Annotated in this window: 14 protein-coding genes; 8 read left to right on the plus strand and 6 right to left on the minus strand. The window is 38.5% G+C overall.

Annotated elements, in window-relative coordinates; translation table 11 throughout:
- Window positions 1-321 precede the first annotated feature (321 nt).
- Both CBM24_RS11395 and CBM24_RS11400 read right to left on the minus strand, forming a co-directional pair.
- Entirely contained in the window at window positions 322-1,482 is a 1,161-nt protein-coding gene (locus CBM24_RS11395) for a hypothetical protein (protein ID WP_088161321.1), read from the minus strand.
- A 220-nt stretch (window positions 1,483-1,702) separates the two neighbouring features.
- Window positions 1,703-2,569: a hypothetical protein gene (locus CBM24_RS11400; protein WP_157698439.1), complete on the minus strand. Its 867-nt coding sequence runs from the start codon at window positions 2,567-2,569 to the stop codon at window positions 1,703-1,705.
- Window positions 2,570-2,844: 275 nt separating this feature from the next.
- On the opposite strand from CBM24_RS11400, the gene CBM24_RS11405 reads away from it, so the two are divergent.
- From CBM24_RS11405 to CBM24_RS11440, 8 genes are all read left to right on the plus strand, one after another.
- Entirely contained in the window at window positions 2,845-3,984 is a 1,140-nt protein-coding gene (locus tag CBM24_RS11405) for a cysteine desulfurase family protein (RefSeq protein WP_088161323.1), read from the plus strand.
- 21 nt (window positions 3,985-4,005) lie between these two features.
- A complete protein-coding gene (locus CBM24_RS11410; RefSeq protein WP_088161324.1) occupies window positions 4,006-4,878 on the plus strand; it encodes a DUF4007 family protein in 873 nt (290 codons plus the stop codon).
- Window positions 4,865-8,101: a hypothetical protein gene (locus CBM24_RS11415; protein WP_088161325.1), complete on the plus strand. Its 3,237-nt coding sequence runs from the start codon at window positions 4,865-4,867 to the stop codon at window positions 8,099-8,101. The genes CBM24_RS11410 and CBM24_RS11415 overlap by 14 nt, the downstream gene beginning before the upstream one ends.
- Window positions 8,102-8,115: 14 nt before the next feature.
- On the plus strand, window positions 8,116-9,225 hold the full coding sequence (locus tag CBM24_RS11420; RefSeq protein WP_088161326.1) for a phosphoadenosine phosphosulfate reductase family protein: 1,110 nt from the start codon (window positions 8,116-8,118) through the stop codon (window positions 9,223-9,225).
- A 9-nt stretch (window positions 9,226-9,234) separates the two neighbouring features.
- Window positions 9,235-9,888: a hypothetical protein gene (locus CBM24_RS11425; protein ID WP_088161327.1), complete on the plus strand. Its 654-nt coding sequence runs from the start codon at window positions 9,235-9,237 to the stop codon at window positions 9,886-9,888.
- A gap of 335 nt (window positions 9,889-10,223) precedes the next feature.
- Entirely contained in the window at window positions 10,224-11,771 is a 1,548-nt protein-coding gene (gene istA / locus CBM24_RS11430; RefSeq protein WP_088160577.1) for an IS21 family transposase, read from the plus strand.
- A 27-nt stretch (window positions 11,772-11,798) separates the two neighbouring features.
- Window positions 11,799-12,518 carry an IS21-like element helper ATPase IstB gene (gene istB / locus CBM24_RS11435; RefSeq protein ID WP_088160576.1) on the plus strand — a complete coding sequence of 240 codons (720 nt, stop codon included), beginning with the start codon at window positions 11,799-11,801 and terminating at the stop codon, window positions 12,516-12,518.
- A 125-nt stretch (window positions 12,519-12,643) separates the two neighbouring features.
- Window positions 12,644-13,039, plus strand: coding sequence for a nucleoside 2-deoxyribosyltransferase domain-containing protein (locus tag CBM24_RS11440; RefSeq protein ID WP_088161328.1), 396 nt, complete (start codon window positions 12,644-12,646; stop codon window positions 13,037-13,039).
- A gap of 22 nt (window positions 13,040-13,061) precedes the next feature.
- On the opposite strand, the gene CBM24_RS11445 is transcribed toward CBM24_RS11440, so the two are convergent.
- The 4 genes from CBM24_RS11445 to CBM24_RS11460 are packed head-to-tail and all read right to left on the minus strand — an operon-like array spanning window position 13,062 to window position 18,225.
- Entirely contained in the window at window positions 13,062-13,628 is a 567-nt protein-coding gene (locus tag CBM24_RS11445; protein ID WP_088161329.1) for a glycoside hydrolase family 15, read from the minus strand.
- Between the two features lies 1 nt (window position 13,629).
- Window positions 13,630-15,768, minus strand: a complete 2,139-nt coding sequence (locus tag CBM24_RS11450; protein WP_088161330.1) for an AAA family ATPase — start codon at window positions 15,766-15,768, stop codon at window positions 13,630-13,632.
- Window positions 15,765-15,998: a hypothetical protein gene (locus CBM24_RS11455; RefSeq protein ID WP_088161331.1), complete on the minus strand. Its 234-nt coding sequence runs from the start codon at window positions 15,996-15,998 to the stop codon at window positions 15,765-15,767. Before CBM24_RS11455 ends, CBM24_RS11450 begins: the two co-directional genes overlap by 4 nt.
- Entirely contained in the window at window positions 15,991-18,225 is a 2,235-nt protein-coding gene (locus tag CBM24_RS11460) for a DEAD/DEAH box helicase family protein (RefSeq protein WP_088161332.1), read from the minus strand. Before CBM24_RS11460 ends, CBM24_RS11455 begins: the two co-directional genes overlap by 8 nt.
- Window positions 18,226-18,242: the final 17 nt, after the last annotated feature.

Raw genomic sequence — 18,242 nt, forward strand, 5'->3', positions numbered from 1 at the left:
AATAAATTAGGGGGTCAACATCAGCCAGTATGGCAGTTGAATAACAGCTTTAAACGCACTACGCATCCCTAATTCTAATTCAATTTTGAGGGGTCAGCTTGTTCAAGTATATCCAATTTAGATCGAAGTCCAAAGCCGGTTAACATTTAGCCAAAGCGGACATCTAGCTAAAATTGCCTCCCTTAACGGTTAATAAGGGGAGCTTTTGATTGAAAAATAACATAAAATGCTAAGTACTACTGTTATTGCTTTAAGGTGTTGAATAGAAGTGTTTATGTGTAGTGAAATTTAAATCCAATCTTAGGCCGTAGAGAATTAGATTTAAATTTGATATCCAAAAATACATCCGCTGAGCTCTGTTACTCTTTCGACTTTAAAGTTATTCTTGGTGATAAAGTTGTTCGTCTCCTGAGAAGGGTGCTTTGTTCTACCATTACCATATTGTACAACATAAAAAGGGAATTCCCATAATTGATTGGAATTATAGAGTTCGCTATTGGCTTTAGAACCGTGATGTGGGATTTGAAAAAGAATTGTTTTACTTATCTCTTCTTTATAATAACTGCAAAAATCTTTTCGTGCGTTTTTAGATTTCAAAAATGCATCACCTGTGAAGATAAGTCCTGACTTCCTAGACTCGTATCCAAATAATAAATTTTTGGGCTCGTCATAATAATACGGTAAGCGATTTTTTTTGTCGTTTATACTTACGCAGAGAGATGTCTTGTTGATATTTTTAAATGCATTTTTATAAAAAAATTTAAGAATCGATCGATGCTTATTATCAAATAAAAGAGTGATATTAGTATTTGGGAATTCGAGTTTGATCAAATCTTCAAATTCTTTAATAGCTTTATCGGAAAAAGGTTGAATATAGAATTTAAATTCGTAATCAATAGAGGTTGCCTTCATCGCGAAAGGAATCTGCATATAGATAAATCTTGTGTCAAATTGTATTCCTCCTTTATTTATTCTGGGCGCAATATTGTCTACATTAGAAATCAGGTTATTGGAATCGATGTCTATTGATGAATACTCTTTTTCAATGAAAGGATCATCCGTGTCCACGAAAATGATCTTATCTATTTCATATTCTCCACTTCGAAAAAATAATTTTGGATTTTGAAGAAATTTAGTATGCCAGTCAGCTTTTTGTGATTTTCTTGCAAATATTGTTAATCGCTCTGCAATTGTAAGAAAAGGAATTACTAGTACTTTACAACGGACGTCCAGCAATAATTCTTGGATCCCGTTAATATGGTCCTCATCAAAGTGAGAAATCACCAAAAGATCGATAACCCTTTTTGAGTTAGATAATTTTAGTTCGTTTTTAGCGCTTTTAATTTGTTGATAAAGATAGTTTCCAGATGTAATTGAACCACAATCGTAAACAAAACTGAAAATTGTATCAGAATTTTCTTGAAATATACAAGATGTGAATCCGCCTTGTCCAACTGGTTGAAAGTTAAATTTACAATCCATCTTTTTATTTATTTTAATCGATTAGTTTTAAAGGTTATTTGCTGCATTGAAGTGTTATAATACAAACTTTTTTGCATATTAATAATATTCCGTCAAAAATTACTTATAATTGTGAATTACTTTTTATTTTATCATTCAATTAACCTGAGAAATTCACGAAGGCCTTAAGCTTAATCAAATAGATTTAAATTCTGCTTAGCGAATAGGAAGCTAGACTGAATTACTTAGCCGCATGAATTTCCATCTGCGGAAAAAGCCAATAGCGTTTATTTAATTTATATCTTTCTCTCAGTTTAATATAGGTCTTGAGAAGTTTAAATCCGCCAATATTATTTTTTAGTTCTTTGATTTTGTTCCCTTTTGTTTTATGAAAATCATATCCATATTCATTCAATAGTCCGATTAATAAGAGATGTAAGATTTTGATCCGTTCCATTCGTAATCGATCTTCTACTAAATTGATGTTATCAAAAAATTGAAAGATTGATTTAAATTTCTCCGGTTTGTCTTGTTTCTTCGAGATAAATTCTTCGTATGATATCGAACTATTTTCTGTAAAAAGTGCTATTGTTTCATCAAATGGTGTTGAAAAGAAGTGATCGCTTGCATAAGATTTGTCGTAGTCAGATCCGTCAAAGAGCGCGGTATCACACATAACGTCCTTCGCTAACCGAATATATTTCAGAATTCTTAAATCTGATTTCGTAGAATTTGTTGGATCTAGATAAATAAGATTGTTTTCGATCATTTTTAACGAATGGAAAAATGATATAAAGCGGTATACCGTAGAGTCAATATAATGCGAATGATTAAGATAATTACCATTGACATTGTGCCATCCCTCGAGATTATTCTGAAATAAATTAACTAAGCGGTTTCTCAGGGATTCTGCGGAGGACAGAAGAACACTTTTATGTTTGGCAATATGTTCTTTTACCAATTTTGCTTGACTTGCACGGTGTTCATGTTTGATCTTGTGAAGTAATAAACCCTTTTCAACAAAAGGTTTGAAAAGTATAGTTGTTGCGATTGAAGTTCCTGCCGAAATTAATGCGATTAAGATCTTGTCGTCCATGTTGAAGTCCATAAAATAGGGATTTATCGTAGTTTGTTATTTAGCTAAAATTGTTAGTATTTATGATTTTTTAGTATGTTTGTAAACATTTAGCGATTTAAATGGCGCGGTTAATAATATTCGAGTTTAAGAAATAAAAGTAATAAAATCAAGACTTAGATTTACATTAGCCTGTGTTTCAAAACTTTCAAATTATTCTTATATTTCATATCTAAATTAAGTGCCCCATTATATCAGTAAGCTTATGATTAAAGGTTATATTTGTACGCGTATTAATGTGATTTTTCATGCAAAACAACTTTATTTATCTTGATAATAATGCGACAACTCCATTGGATCCAAGGGTTCTCGAGGAGATGATGCCGTATTTGACGGATATGTTTGGTAATGCATCGAGTAGCCATAGAATGGGTAAACAGTTGAATGCCATTGTAGAAAAGGGTAGGAGACAAATGGCTGATCTTATCGACGCCAATGAAGAAGATATTTTCTTTACTGCTGGAGCTACTGAGGCTATAAACATGGCATTACAGGGTTTTCCAAGGATAGCCGGTCGAACAATGCATATTATAACTGTTCAAACAGAGCATCCGGCTGTTTTGGATACCTGTGGATATCTTGAATCTACAGGTGTTGAAGTTACCTATCTTCCCGTCGATGGAGATGGACTAATAAATTTTGACAAATTAAGGGCAGCTTTTAAAAGTAATACTGCTTTAGTGAGTGTCATGCATGTGAACAATGAGACTGGTGTAATCCAAGATATTGAACGTATTGCAGAAATCGCTCATGGATATGGAGCTCTTTTTATGAGTGATGGTACACAGTCCGTCGGTAAGCTTGCCGTTGAAGCAAGTTCATTTATCGATATTCTTACTTTTTCCGCCCACAAGTTTTATGGGCCGAAAGGGATTGGCGGTGTTTATTTTAACCCTCGACTAATTATGAAACCATTGATTTATGGTGGAGGACATGAAGGTGGTGCCAGAAGTGGTACACTTAATGTTCCCGGAATTGTCGGTATGGGAAAAGCAGCGGAACTTGCAGCTTTACAAATGAGCCAAGATAAAGAGCGTATAGGGAAATTACGTGATACATTAGAACAACAGTTATTAACAATTGAAGGAGCAAAGCTGAATGGATCCCAAGAACAACGAATCTATACTACAAGCAATATTCGTTTCGATGGTGTTAACAATGAAGCTGTTTTACTTGGGTTAAAAGATATTTGTGTGTCCAATGGTTCAGCATGTCACTCTTTTGTGATGGAACCTTCTCATGTGTTGCAAGCGATGGGCTTAACTAAGGACGAAGCTAATAACTCCATCCGGTTTAGCTTAGGAAGATTCAATACAGAAGAAGAAATTAAACAAACCGTAGAGGCGGTTAAACAAATCATAACTCGATTGAGAGCAATGGCTTTCTAAATAGAGGTGTAAGAATTATTAATGGCAAAATTATCATTTTCAGGACACGAAACCTTTTCGTGTAAAATATATTGGCTAAAGAAAGGATATGACTTTGTGCGTGCTGGAAAAAGCTTTACGGATGACGATGCTGTGGTGGATCTCGGTGTCGGAAAAAACATGGTTACTTCAATCCGCTTTTGGCTAAAAGCTTTTGGTATTATAGATGAAACGGATCATACAACAGAATTTGCTGATTTTATATTTGGCGACAATGGAGTCGATCCGTATTTGGAAGATCCTTTGACATTATGGCTGCTGCATTATCAAGTGCTAAAAAATGAGAAAGCCTCTATATACAGTTTAGTATTTAATACATTCCGTAGAGAGCGATCCGAATTCAATCGAGCACATCTCAAGCGTTTCATACTACGCGTATGTGCAGAGAACGAACAGAATTTCAGTCCTAAGACTATCGATTCAGACATAAAAGTATTCTTGAGCAACTACTTGAGTCAGGAGGGATCAGACATCGAAGAAGCTTCCAGCAATGTATTACAAGAACTCGGATTACTATCTAGTTCCAAGCAGTTAGACGAAGACGACAATCTCGTTGATGTTTTCCGGTTTCAATTATTAGCCAAGCGGATTCCGATACAAGCTATTCTATTTGTCATCCTTGATAGCGATTTAGGTACGAGTATCAACCTAGGTCATTTGGCAAACAATCCGAATGCCTTAGGTAATGTATTCCTACTGACAGAATCTACACTAGTAGATATCTTGAAGACTCTTCCGTCTACCTATTCTACGTTCTCCGAGACAGCTGGTAATCAGGTTTTACAGTTAAAAGTAGATTTAGATAAGTACAAAATTTTACGCAACTATTATACCCCAGAACATGCAGACAACTAGTTTTTCTCCCTCCGTAAACATTATCCGTGACAAGGACCGTGAGATCAGCTACGTTCGCACGATCAATGGGCAGCTTACATTCGAGCAGATTGTGCAATCTTCACAGTCCTCAATGCGTTCATTTTCCATTATTGGAGCTTATGGTACTGGTAAATCCACCTTCCTTTGGGCATTAGAGCGCGCTGTTCTACATGGTGGAGCGTATTTCGATCATTTCGATTATTTTATCAAAGGATATTCTCAATACGAGACTTTAGATCTAGTTGGAGAGTTTATCTCTTTAGAGGAGGCTTTTTCAAAAGAACTCAAATGCGAAGTTGGTCAAGTTTTCGACGCTTTACAAAAGCGAGCCTCTAAACTGAAAGATAAACAGGTAGGGTTAATCATACGGATTGATGAGTTTGGTAAATTCTTAGAGTATGCAGCCAAGAACAATCCGGAAAAGGATTTTTACTTCTTACAGCAGCTTACCGAATACATCAATAATGACAAAGGTAATGTCATCCTGATCACGACACAGCATCAAGATTTTTCTGGCTATGCACTTTCGTTGTCCGAATCCCAACGTAATGAATGGATCAAAGTCAAAGGACGCTTCAAAGAGATAGGCTTTAACGTTCCTGCCGAGCAGTTGTTACTTATTGCAGCAGATCGCTTAGATCTTCTAAAAAAAGGCAAAGTACCAACTAAAGACGTCTCCTCTCTGTTGGATATTGTACGCGAGGCCAAAGCATTTCCACTTACCGATTATTTTGATGACAAGGTCGCTAAAAAGCTATATCCTTTGGAGCTATTAGCAGGTAGTGTCATGACTTTAGCGCTACAGCGCTATGGGCAGAATGACCGCTCTCTTTTTACATTTTTAGATTCTGAGGATTACAAGGGGATCAAGCAGTTTATAGGTAGCGATGCCAAAGCTCCATTTTATAATTTGGTCGAGGTATTTGATTACCTATTGTATCATTATTATAGTATTATCACTGCGCAGCGCAATCCAGACTTTCGTCTATGGAAGCTGATGCAGGATTCCATTCAGCGGGCAGAGGGACTATTTCAAGACGATGAACTTATACACGCTATCGCTTGTGTCAAAGTAATAGGTTTACTTCAATTATTTTCACGGAAGTCGATGGAGATCGACGAAAGCTTCGTTACACGCTATTTAACCCTGACCCAAGGCTGTAACGTAAAGACAGCCCTACACAAACTGCAAAACTTCGGCATTGTGCGTTTCCGTATCAAGGAAAATAGATATATACTATTTGAAGGTACCGATGTCGATATAGAAGAAGCGATCGAAGAGGCTCGATCAGAGTTGTCAGTGGAGCATAATATCCGATCGTTAAATAAGTTCTTTACATTTCCGACATTACTAGCAAAGAAGCACTTTTTAGAAACAGGTACACCGCGGTACTTTCAGTTTAGACTAACTGAAGAGCCGATTTCTGATATACCCAAAGGCGATATTGATGGCATCATCAATCTGGTATTCCCGAGTATATCTTCCGAAGAGAGTATACAGTTGGTTTCTTCTCAGCAAGTTGAAGCTGTTCTGTACATATATTATAAAAACACCGCAGATATAGTCGATCAGATTAATTATCTACGTAGTGTAGAAGCAGCCCGTAAGAAATACGAAGGCGACCGTATAGCGGTCAAAGAGTTCAATGCTTCGTTCGCCTATGGTTCTCACCAGCTGCAACAGTCCGTAATGGATAATTTGCAGAGTATGAATAGCGAGACCATAGCGGTATATTTCAAGGGAGTAAAGATCAATGATCAACTTTCCAATTGGAAAGAATTTAACACCTTCTTAAGCCAGGTTGCTAAAGAGATATATCCTCATAGCCCAGTCTATAAGAATGAGATGGTCAATAAGAATAAATTGTCCTCTCAGATTTCAGCAGCTCGACGTACTTTATTAGGGAATATCATAGATCAAGAATGTATAGAAGATGTTGGCTACGAGAAGCACTTGTTTCCACCAGACAAGACGATATATTTATCCCTGCTTAGACAGAATGGTTTTCATCAACAGATAGGTGGCGAGTGGCAATTGACCGATCCTACATCGACATCTTTCCAGGCTATTTGGCAAGCGTTTTTAAATTTCTTAAACTCTAGCAAGCAGGCCAAGCGAAACCTTCAAGACTTTGTCAATGAGGTTTCCGTACGTCCTTTCAAGATTAAGAAGGGTTTATTAGACTTCTTATTGCCTCTATTCTTGTTAACCAAGCGTGACAGCTACGCCTTATATTACGAAGGGACACGCTTTATCCCACAGTTGACAGGAGATACTTTAGAACTCATTATCCGTAAGCCAGAGCAATACAGTGTCAAAGCGTTCCATGTAGAGGGAGTTCGCCTCGAGGTATTTAACTATTACCGCGACCTATTGAGCCAAGCCGCGACTACCGAGCTTTCTAAGAAAGGGTTTATTGATACTATCGTTCCTTTCTTAACCTTTTATAAAGATCTGCCAGCCTATGCCAAGCAGACCAAGAGTATTACCAAGGACTCACAGCGGTTACGCGATGCCATCACAAAAGCAACTGATCCTGAAAAGTCCTTCTTTGAAGACTTTCCACAGGCACTAGGGTATAGCTTAGTAGAGCTTAATGATTCAGCCGACAAGCTAGAAGTTTACTTCGAGGAGTTACGTCGTAGTATTAAGGAGATACAGACTTCTTATGAAGCATTATTGGAGCGCTTTGAGAACTATATACGCAAAGATATAATAGGTTTAAGAGATGCTGTTACATTTGAGGAATGGCGCGCTCAGTTGCAGAATCGCTTTGCGAAGGCAAAGAAAGATTTGCTGCCTCCGCAATTGAAGACATTTTTGATGCGTCTTAATTCACCTTTAGACGATAAGAATGCATGGCTCAACTCCATTGCACAGGCTATCAATTCCAAGTCGTTGGATAATATCCAAGACTTCGAAGAAGATACCTTGTACCGTAAGTTGAAAGAAGCGGTAGAGGAGTTGGACAATTATACCGATATCATCAAAAACTCTTCCGATGATGATCTATTAGAGACATTCAAGGTACAGCTTACCAACATTCACTCAGGTTCACAGAGCCGTATTGTCAAAATAAATCAACAAAAGCTAAAAGACGTCAGCAAACGTCAAGAAAAGTTGACGAAAGAATTGACCGACGACAAAAATTTAAATATCTTTATTTTAGCTCGCTTATTAGAAGAAGAGCTAAAAAAATAAAAAATAGTTTTGCGATGGGTAAACGGGTAAGACATGTTATGGGGATATCAGGGGGCAAGGATTCTGCCGCCTTGGCTATTTATATGAAGATAAACTATCCCGACCTCGATATTGAGTATTATACCACCGATACGGGCAAGGAACTAGACGAGACCTACCAACTCATAGACAACTTAGAGATATACCTAGGTAAGAAGATTCATCTGCTTGAGGCCGCTAATGAAAGTCACGAGAATCCCTTTGATCACTTTTATGAAATCTTTGGAGGTTATTTGCCTTCCTCACAATCTCGTTGGTGTACCAATAAGCTAAAGTTGGAACCCTTCGAGCAATACGTGGGGGATGATCTGGTAATATCCTATGTAGGTATCCGTGGCGATGAGAATCGTGAGGGCTATATCTCCACCAAGAGCAATATACAGTCTATATTTCCTTTTCGGCAGAATATCTGGTCTGTCGATGTAATGAAACAGGTCTTTGACAATGTCAATATAGATTTAGTAGAAAGACTATATCTGGAACATAGCAATCAAAGTATTCCTGTTCGAATCTACGAAGTAATACAAAGGGAGCTAAGTAGGTCTTTTTTATTGGACAATAAGGTGCAGTTGTTATTGGATCTCGATACCGCTTTATTTAATAAGGTAATATACGGTTTTCTGAAGATGACGGATCGGCCTATGGCTTCAGAAGATTATTTCCCATTATTAGACAATACCGATATCCTTATTAAAGAAGATATTTTTAACCTGTTACGTGAGAGCGGGGTTGGTGTACCTGCATATTACGAGCCTATAGAGTTCGAAGTAGATGGCAAGAAGGGAACCTATGCACGTTCACGTTCGGGCTGTTTCTTTTGCTTTTTCCAGCAAAAGATAGAGTGGGTATGGCTTTTGGAGCAGCACCCTAATCGCTTTGCAAAAGCGATCGAATACGAGAAACAAGGATATACTTGGATGGATGAGCGGTTAGAAGATCTCGCTCAACCGGAGCGCGTAGCTCAGATTAAGCGAGATTATATCAAACGGCAGGAGCGTGCTGCCAAAGCTAAAGACGCCAACTCTAATTTATTAATGGATATCCTTACCGACGAAGGTGATGGATGTATCGCGTGTTTTGTATAGAGACCAATTATGGACGGATTTAGATCGTTTTTTGACTCTTTTAAGGAATTCATTTGGGATATTATTGGATATTTAATTCCAGGATTGTATTTAGTTATTTTGGTTTTGTTTTTCACGAATGAATCTTATAATATTGCTATTCCCGCATTTTTCCATGGAAATGAAATTGTAATATTGATAGTTATTTCCTATGTACTAGGATATATCATCTATGGTTTAGGTGATCTTAAAGAAAAAATTAGAGGAAATAATTCGTATAACAAACGGATCTTAAGCCCAATTTCCTCTTCTATAGTTTTCAAAGAATCAAAGAGATTAATGGGTGAAAAGGACCCTAAACAAGAGTCTTTTAATAAGGACTTGGAAACTATTGATGTACGAGGTTTGAGAAATATAGTAATGAGTTACGTCCCTGAGGCAGATCAGAAAATATATACTTTTACATTTAGATCAGAGCTATCAAGACACACCGGTTTGGTTTCATTAATAATTGGTTGTCTAGGCATTATATTTACATTGATTAACTGTAAATGGTCACAAATTGATTTGTTTAAAACGGGGACTACTTATATCCTGTTTTATTTGCTTCTTGTAGGGGCATATTTCTTATTGAGAGAACCGAGAGATAAGTTTTATAGGATTGCTATGACAATGCATGCATAATCCGGAGGATATGCACCCAATATCCGGCTGTTAATCCAGGCTGAAAAGGAGCTGATATCTCTGCCATTCCGGCATTTATGCACCCAAAAACAGCGTAAAGGGAGCTGTTTAGGGAGAAATTCGGAGCTGCTCCGTCGTGATTCCGGAGGATATGCACCCAGCAGGTGGATCGGGGTATAGATCCGGGACGATTCCGGAGCATGTGCACCCAGAAAAGGCACGATAACCGTTGTTTTGATCTACATAAACAGCGATTCCGGAGGATATGCACCCAGTTGGACCCTATTATTTTCTGTGCTTTTTGTTTAATTGCCAATTCCATCAAGAAAAGGCATATGGCAGGAAAAACAAAAAGAATGAGCACGATAAAACAATTACTCCGTTTACATCTCCAGGGGCTGTCCAACCGTAAGATTGCCGAGCAGATCGGTCTTTATAAGGGTACGGTGAACCGTTATGTCCAGAAGTTACAGGTCATCAGCCGCCCTGTCGGAGAACTGCTGGATATGGAAGAACCTGTTCTGGAGAGGCTTTTTACGGCAGGATCCCCCGCCTACCTACAGGACCGTTTCGAAGACTTCAAGCCTCTTATACCATATCTGGAAAAAGAACTCGGCCGCAAACACGTTACCCGCAAACTGCTCTGGGAAGAGTACCGTGCGGAGCACCCTGATGGCTACGGTTATTCGCAGTTCTGTCACCATCTGAACCAATTATCGGTAGCCCGCAGGGGCAGCGCGGTCTTCCAGCACGACCCGGCACACCGATTACAGGTTGACTTTGTGGGCGATACGCCGGGTTATATTGACCGCGACAGTGGGGAGATCATCAAGGTACAGGTGCTGGTTGCCGTCCTCCCATACTCCAATTATACCTTCGCCATGGCCGTTCCCACCCAGCACACCGACGACTTTCTATATGCGCTGGGAAAATGTCTGGAACATCTTGGAGGCGTACCTCAGGTACTCGTCCCGGACAATCTGAAAGCGGCCGTTATCCGGGCCGATAAATACGAACCGGTACTGAACAAAGTGATGGAGGACTTTGCCGAACACTATGGGCTGGTGGTCATTCCGGCAAGACCCCGTAAACCCCGGGACAAGCCCCATGCCGAGAACAGCGTACGGCTGATCTACCGCCGTGTGTTCGCCAAGCTTCGCAACAGGGTCTTTTTCTCCCTCTCGGAGCTCAATGCGGCGATCATGGAAAAAGTACGCGAGCATAACCAGACCCGTATGCAGCGTGAACCCGTAAGCCGGCAGGAGCGGTTCCTTGCTGATGAAAGGCACCTGCTCAGGCCCCTTCCCGAAAAACACTTTGAAAAACGGTATTATGCGGAGCTGACGGTAAACACCAACAACTGCGTCCTTCTTGGGCGTGACAGCCGACATTATTCGGTGCCCTTTGCCTATATCGGAAAGAAGACGCAGGTCATCTATACCCGCACACTGGTCAGTATCTACTGCGAGGGGAAAAAGATCGCCGTGCATCCACGGGAGATGGGCGCGGGATACACGACCCGTCAGGAGCACTTTGCCTCCAACAGCGGACACCAGATGCGCCGTAGCCCGGACTACTACATCGGTCTGGCAGCGCAGCGCTCTGCCGGGCTGGCCCGCCTGATCCGGCGCATCTTTGATACGGAGAATATCCCCGAACTGGCATTCAGGACCTGTGACGGGCTGCTCCAGCTGCAGCGCAAGACCCCGCCGGATATCTTTGAAGAGGCCTGCAGTATAGCCTACGACAATGATCTGCTGGGCTATAAACGCCTGAGCGGGATCATACGGCAGTGTGCCCTTTCCAGGGCACAGCAGACCTCGGAACAGACCGTTTTACTGCCCCGGCACGAAAATATCCGGGGCAAGGGCTACTACAGTTAATTACATAATCAGATAAAACATCAAAAAATGGAAGAACAAAAATCAAAGCTACAGGCATTACGGCTATCGGGTATGGCCGGATGCCTACAGACCCTTTATGAGACCCGGAAAATACATGAACTCTCGCTGATCGATGGCCTGCAGATGCTGATACAGGCCGAAAGCGATGTCCGCTGGAACAACCGCTACAGCAGGCTGCTCAAGAATGCAAACTTCCGCTACACGTCATCTCTGGAGCAGATCGATACAGGAGGGCATCGGGGGATCGACCCGGGTATGCTCAGCACACTTGCCGTGGGAAACTACATCAAAAACGGAGAATCCATCCTGATAACCGGCGCTACGGGCGTTGGTAAATCCATGCTGGCAACGGCTCTGGGCCATCAGGCCTGTAGGCAGGGCTACTCGGTGATGTACTACAATACCCAAAAGTTACTGCCTGCTCTAAAAGTCGCCAGACTGGAGGGAGCACTGATCAAAAGGCTGGAAAAGCTGGCAAAAGCGGATCTGCTCATCCTCGATGACTTCGGACTGACCGCGCTGGACGGCCAGCAGCAGAATGATATCATGGAAATAATCGAGGACAGGCATGCAAGAAAATCGACCATCATCGTCAGCCAGCTGCCCGTGGCAGCATGGTTCGACATCTTCCCCGAGCAGACAATAGCCGATGCCATACTCGATAGGATTGTGCATACGGCACACCGCTTTACTATAAAAGGTGAAAGCTTACGTAAAAAAAGGTAACTTTGTCATGCTGAACAAAAAGCACAGGAACTAAAACTGGGTGCATATCGCCGGAATCCCTGGGTGCATATCATCGGAATATGCAATGCCATTTAATTTGTTCGTAGCAAGAGAAAAAAATAAAAATGATAAAGAGTAAAAGATCGATCTATTTAGCTGGGGGATTTAAAGGAGGGTGGCATGATTTAGTAATTGGTAAACTAATGAATGATTTTTCCATCTATAACCCGCAGACACATGATCTTGAAGAGCCGAGTAAGTACACTTATTGGGATCTTTTCCATATTGATAAGTGTGATATACTACTTGGCTATATGTCTGAAAATAATCCATCCGGTTATGGCTTAGCATTAGAAATTGGATATGCTAAAGCAAAAAATAAGCTCATAATTCTAATTGATGATCGATCTAAGGTAGACGAATCATTTTTCCGATATTTTGCCATATGTCATGAATCGGCCGATGTCATCTGTGATACTTTGGATGAAGCCATAGAATATTTAAAAACATTTAGAATGTAGAATTATAGTGGATATATATCCACTATAATTCTTCAAGCTTCCCTTCCTGATCTTTCTCTACAGTTGTATTTACCAAATCTAATACAACATCAAGGAACCCCGTACTTTTATAGAAATAGTTTGGATTTTCTTTTAACTTCTCTTGAATTTGATGAAAACCGTAGTTCGCATATTTCTCCATTGTGTCAATTAGAAAGTCAACGGCTTTTCGAACAGTTATTTCGCCTTTTTCAAGTGCTAGCAGGTCCAACTCATCTGTTCTCGCTATTAATGCGGCAAAGATATATTCTCTAATCTTTGGGTATGCTCTTCTGAATTTTTTCGACTCCAAATTGCCCCAAAATTGGATTGGTTGTCCTAGACTTTTTGTATCTCCTTTCAACTCTTTACTTTCATTTGAATATAATCCAACAAAGAAGGCATAAATATATAATTCATAACCTGCACCAAATATTTTGCCTTTGTTTGTCATAGACTCAACATTACCTCCACCATACTCTGTAAACTGTCTTAAAAGGATTTCCTCAAAGTGCACTTCAAACAATGGATTTCTCCTTGCCCATGTATCGTATAAGTTTTCTTTAGCCATTTTATCCCTTTATTAAAGTTAGTTTTGTATGAATTGTTGATAGGTCTTTGTCATCGAAAGGACGTTGTTTTTCTACTCTATATATGGTACAATTTTGAGCTGCGATTTTATCGTTATCTAGTGTGCCGTTTTCCGTTAAAAAGCTTTTGGTGAAAATTATACATTGCTTGTTTATTTTTGATATAACCTTAAAGAAATCTCCTTCCTTTTGATAAGAAAACGAACTCGTTGGCGCATCAAAAATCAGCGGGTAATCATTTTCTCTTCTTAACGATGTAAGGTCAGATACTGCAAATAGTACAGACATGAACATGGTCGTTTTTAAAGCTTGATTTGGGTTAGAAATTAAAGTCCCATTTTTATCTTGCAAAGCAATATTCGCTCGGCCGTCATGAGTTCTAATAATTCTAATAATTCCATAGAAGCCATCCATATTTAACTCTTCAAGATATTTATTTGCTCGCTCTTCTAGTTGCATTAAGAACTCTTGAGTATTAGTTTGCTTGGCATTTTTGAAAGCTATTTTTATTTTATCCAAGGCACTATGAATTTTTCTGAATATCTCCGCATGTGAATCTTTAGCTAAGTTTTCATACTGATTTTGAATTTTAGCTAAATTTCTTTCAAGATCTTCTTCCTCTCTTTGGAGAATACTGATTTGGACTTCAGATTTATTTTTGTTCTCGTACCAAGTGCTGATATTTATATATGCATTTTGAAGTTGATCTTCTGTCAAACCATCATTTTGTGCCAATAGCTTTTTCTTATTTTCTTCTTCTACTACTATACTTTCTTGAATTTTGTTAGCTTCAGCTTTCCGAGCATCATTAAATTCAATATTGTCCTTTATAATGTTGAGCAGATTATTAATATCGCTAGCATTATACTCTAAGGCATTGCTTTTCTGTTCAAGCTCTTTAACAAAATTATTTGGGAATAGTGGTTTTGAAACTTCTTTTTCGTTAGCTTGCTGACTTTCAATTAAAGTTTTAAGTTTATTAACCATAAAATCGTGCGCTTCAGAGCCTTCAGGAGCTTGACGTCCGCAAACTTTACAAACAAACTCACTAACCATTTCTTGCATCGAAATTTTATCAGGGACATTTGCAGAAAGAGGAATAAAACCTTGAGAGATTTCTTTTGCTAACTCTTCTTTCCCCTTTAATCTTTCTTCTTCTCTCTCTAATTTTCTTTTTTCTTTGCTGAATTTTGAAACTTTATCCTGAAATTCTGCAAAAACGGACTGAAAGTCTGATAGAATCCAAAGATTATCTAATAATTTAATAGAGTAATCTTCGTTTATTACACGTTCTATTTGCCCCTTTTTTTCCTTTAATGAGGTCAATCGCGAATTGATACTTCTAAGAAGCTCACTCGCTTCTTTACTATTTTCTAGCTCATCTAGTTTACCTGAATACGTCGTTACATTCTCTTGATTACTTCGCAATCTTTGTCTTACATTGCTAAGGTCTCTCCGAAAATTTTCCATTTGAGTGCTGAGCTCTCTTTCTTGTTGAGAATTCTGCTTGTCAGATTTCATCGCTTTTTCAAATGCTTTTCGAGATAGTTGTTCTGCATATTCCGTAAAGCCTTGATTGTTCTCATCTTCTGTGTAATAGGGGTCAAATTGTTTAATATTTGAGAAAGTGTCTATGAGATATTTCAATGCTTCAACATCATTAAATACATTAAGATTTTCTTCTCCTTTAAATAGGCAATACTTTCTTATTGCAGCTTCAAAGCATCGGTCTAGTAATACTCCACCTTGTACCGGTACTCGTTCAGATCCATTGGATTCAAATCCTTTAAATTGAAAATCACTTATTTTAATTTTCCCCTCAGAGTCTTTAGTAAATATGAAGGACTTCTCTACAATTTTTTCTCCGTCGTGATCGAATATCATTGCTACACGAAGTAATGAGCTTTCATCCTCTGTCATTTCCGAAATTTTCTTCTCGGAGATTAACCGTGAATCAAGATTTTGCTTTGATGTATCAAATAACCACTCTAAAGCCTCAAAGAAGGTCGTTTTTCCATCGCCATTATCACCAATGAGTATAGACAAACCGTCATTGAACTTTATTGTATTTGTCTCATAATAACTTCTAAAATTCTCTATAGTTATTTCTTTGATAATCATAGTATATTCTGATTTAGATAGTTGATTACTTCGTTGTATACTTCTTTATGTATTCCTTTATCTGGGTTTCCCGATATTCCTTTTATAATCTTCGCTACAACAGCAACTATTGGATTATCAGAATCTAAAGCGTCATCTATTGATGTGTAATCCTCTAAATTGTACTCATAAAGTTTATAGAGCTTATCATCCGAAAGAACGAGCTGTAACATTTTATCCTGGTTATTCATTATTGTAAAGATTTAAATTATAATGGTTCATAATATCTAAAAGTACGTCTAGTGTATAAGAGCTGTTTTCAGAAAGCAAAGAGAAGTCTTTAACACGAGCTAATTCACTTTTTAGCATGTTTCGTTCCATATTATAGCTTTCACTATTTTCATTTAGTTGGGGTATAACAACCAAGTCGTGTATATATGAGAACTCTTTGTCTTTATGTGTCCGTAGTATTCTCCCTCTACGTTGCACAAATTGTCTTGGATTACCTGTGCTAGCACAGAAAATTGCGAGTTCGGCTCGTGGTACGTCTACTCCTTCATCCAAACACTTCATAGAAGTTAAGACATCTATCTCGCCATTAGCAAATTGCTCTAATACTAGTTCCTTATCCTTGGTTCCGGAAATAAATTGTTTTGTAGTTACTCGTTCCCCAGTATCTTTGACCGCGCCAGTGAACACATCGATTAGATGAACAGCATCACCATCAGTGCCCATTTCTTCATTTTCTAAAAATAGATCGGTTTCAAAATAGTCGTTCGGATCATTTCCTTCTGGGACATAGACAAGCGTGTATTTTAGCGTCCCTTTTTTTGAATACTCTTGATTTATAATACGCTTAAATGTGGTTATTTTATTATAAGCTTTATGTATGATTCGTTTTCGAGCCAATAATAGCGCTGTCAAGATAGGATTATTTGAAAATGTCTCAGAATTGTTATTGTAATATTTGGAGATCTTGATAGACAAATCCATATAATCTTTCATTTCGGAATCTGTAAGACGGACGAGGTGCGGATAATAATAATATCGACAGAGTATCTTATTCTCAATAGCCTCTCTCATAGAATATTCATAAGTATACCCTTTTTCACTGTTAAAGAAAGAAAAAAGCTTAGTATTCCCATCTTCGTCGTATTGTCTCTCTGGCGTTGCTGAAAGACCAATACGTCTTTTAAAAACAATCTCGTCCAGTCTTTTTAATAGACGGCCAGACCCCATATTATGACACTCGTCTGCAATCAACAAGGTTTGGTAAGGTAGTTTGTTAAGCTCTTGAAAGGTATTCTCTTTGACAAAAGACGCATATGTTGAAATCAAAATGTAAGATATGTCCTTTGGTTCTGATAACTTCTCACGAGTTAAGATAGCTGCAACATCGTTTTTCCAATTCGCTTTTGAATAGACCTTTATTATCGAGGAAAAGTTAAATTTCTTACATTCATTCTCCCATTGGTTTACAAGAGTAATTGTCGGGACTAAGATTAAAGCTTTATAATACCCCGTTTTTTTATAAATCTCTAGAAGACAGTTGAGAGAAGTAATGGTTTTTCCTGTACCAGTAGCCATTGCGAAAAGTCCCTTTTGCTCATTGTTTTTCCAATTTTCGAATGCATTCTTCTGATATTCTCTAGGTCCTTCTTTATAAGGGAATTTAGGTGCGGATTTTACTTGATCTATCTCGTTGTAGAAGTTTTCGATGGTTTTTTGTGTTTTGGGACTTAGCCAGAGACTTTCTTTTTTTGTTAAAAGCTCCTTCTCTTGTATAAGTAGCTCATTAATATCTTTCGAACCAAAATTATCAACAATAGCAACTTCGATTTTATCAGCAGAAAGATACTCCACATCTTCATTGGATTGGGAAAAGTAGGAGTCGATAACCTGAAGCTGTTTATTAATCAGTTTTATAGATCGCTCTTCTTCCCAGCTCAAGAAAGCCTGTAATTCTTCCAAATTCTCCGAAAGGCCATTCCAAGTAAAGTTGCATGAGGCTTTGTAGCCCACATAGTCGCTGCCATCAGAAAAAACTCCTGACTTATAGTGGGCGATTCCTCTACCTTCTTTAGGCTTTATTATGGTAAATTCTATGCGTTTGGTAGAAATCAAATATGCAAGACAATCAAAGAAATGTTTGTTGTACTCGTCCAAAGTATCAGCAAGTCCGACTATATCATCTAAGTCAAATAGACCATTAGATACAGTGTTCTGTTGTCCTTTCTCGAATGCTTCTTTGTCATTTGCTGAAAGTAAATGGTTAATAACCATACGCATTTTCCCACCCTTACTTATGAAAGCTGCAAAGCCAGGAGCTAATAAATGGATAGCACTAGAACTGAAGTAGCCTAATAACAAATGGAATTCTGAGCTATTAAATAACCCTTCAAAATAAAATTGCCTCGGATCATCTTCCGATCCAGTTTTGTAATCTCTATCAGCTGACCAATCACAATTTTTGAGCATAATATCTAGATTTTAAT

Origin of the sequence: Sphingobacterium sp. G1-14 (genome assembly GCF_002196555.1) — a bacterium.
In the GTDB taxonomy this organism is placed as follows: Bacteria; Bacteroidota; Bacteroidia; order Sphingobacteriales; family Sphingobacteriaceae; genus Sphingobacterium; species Sphingobacterium siyangense.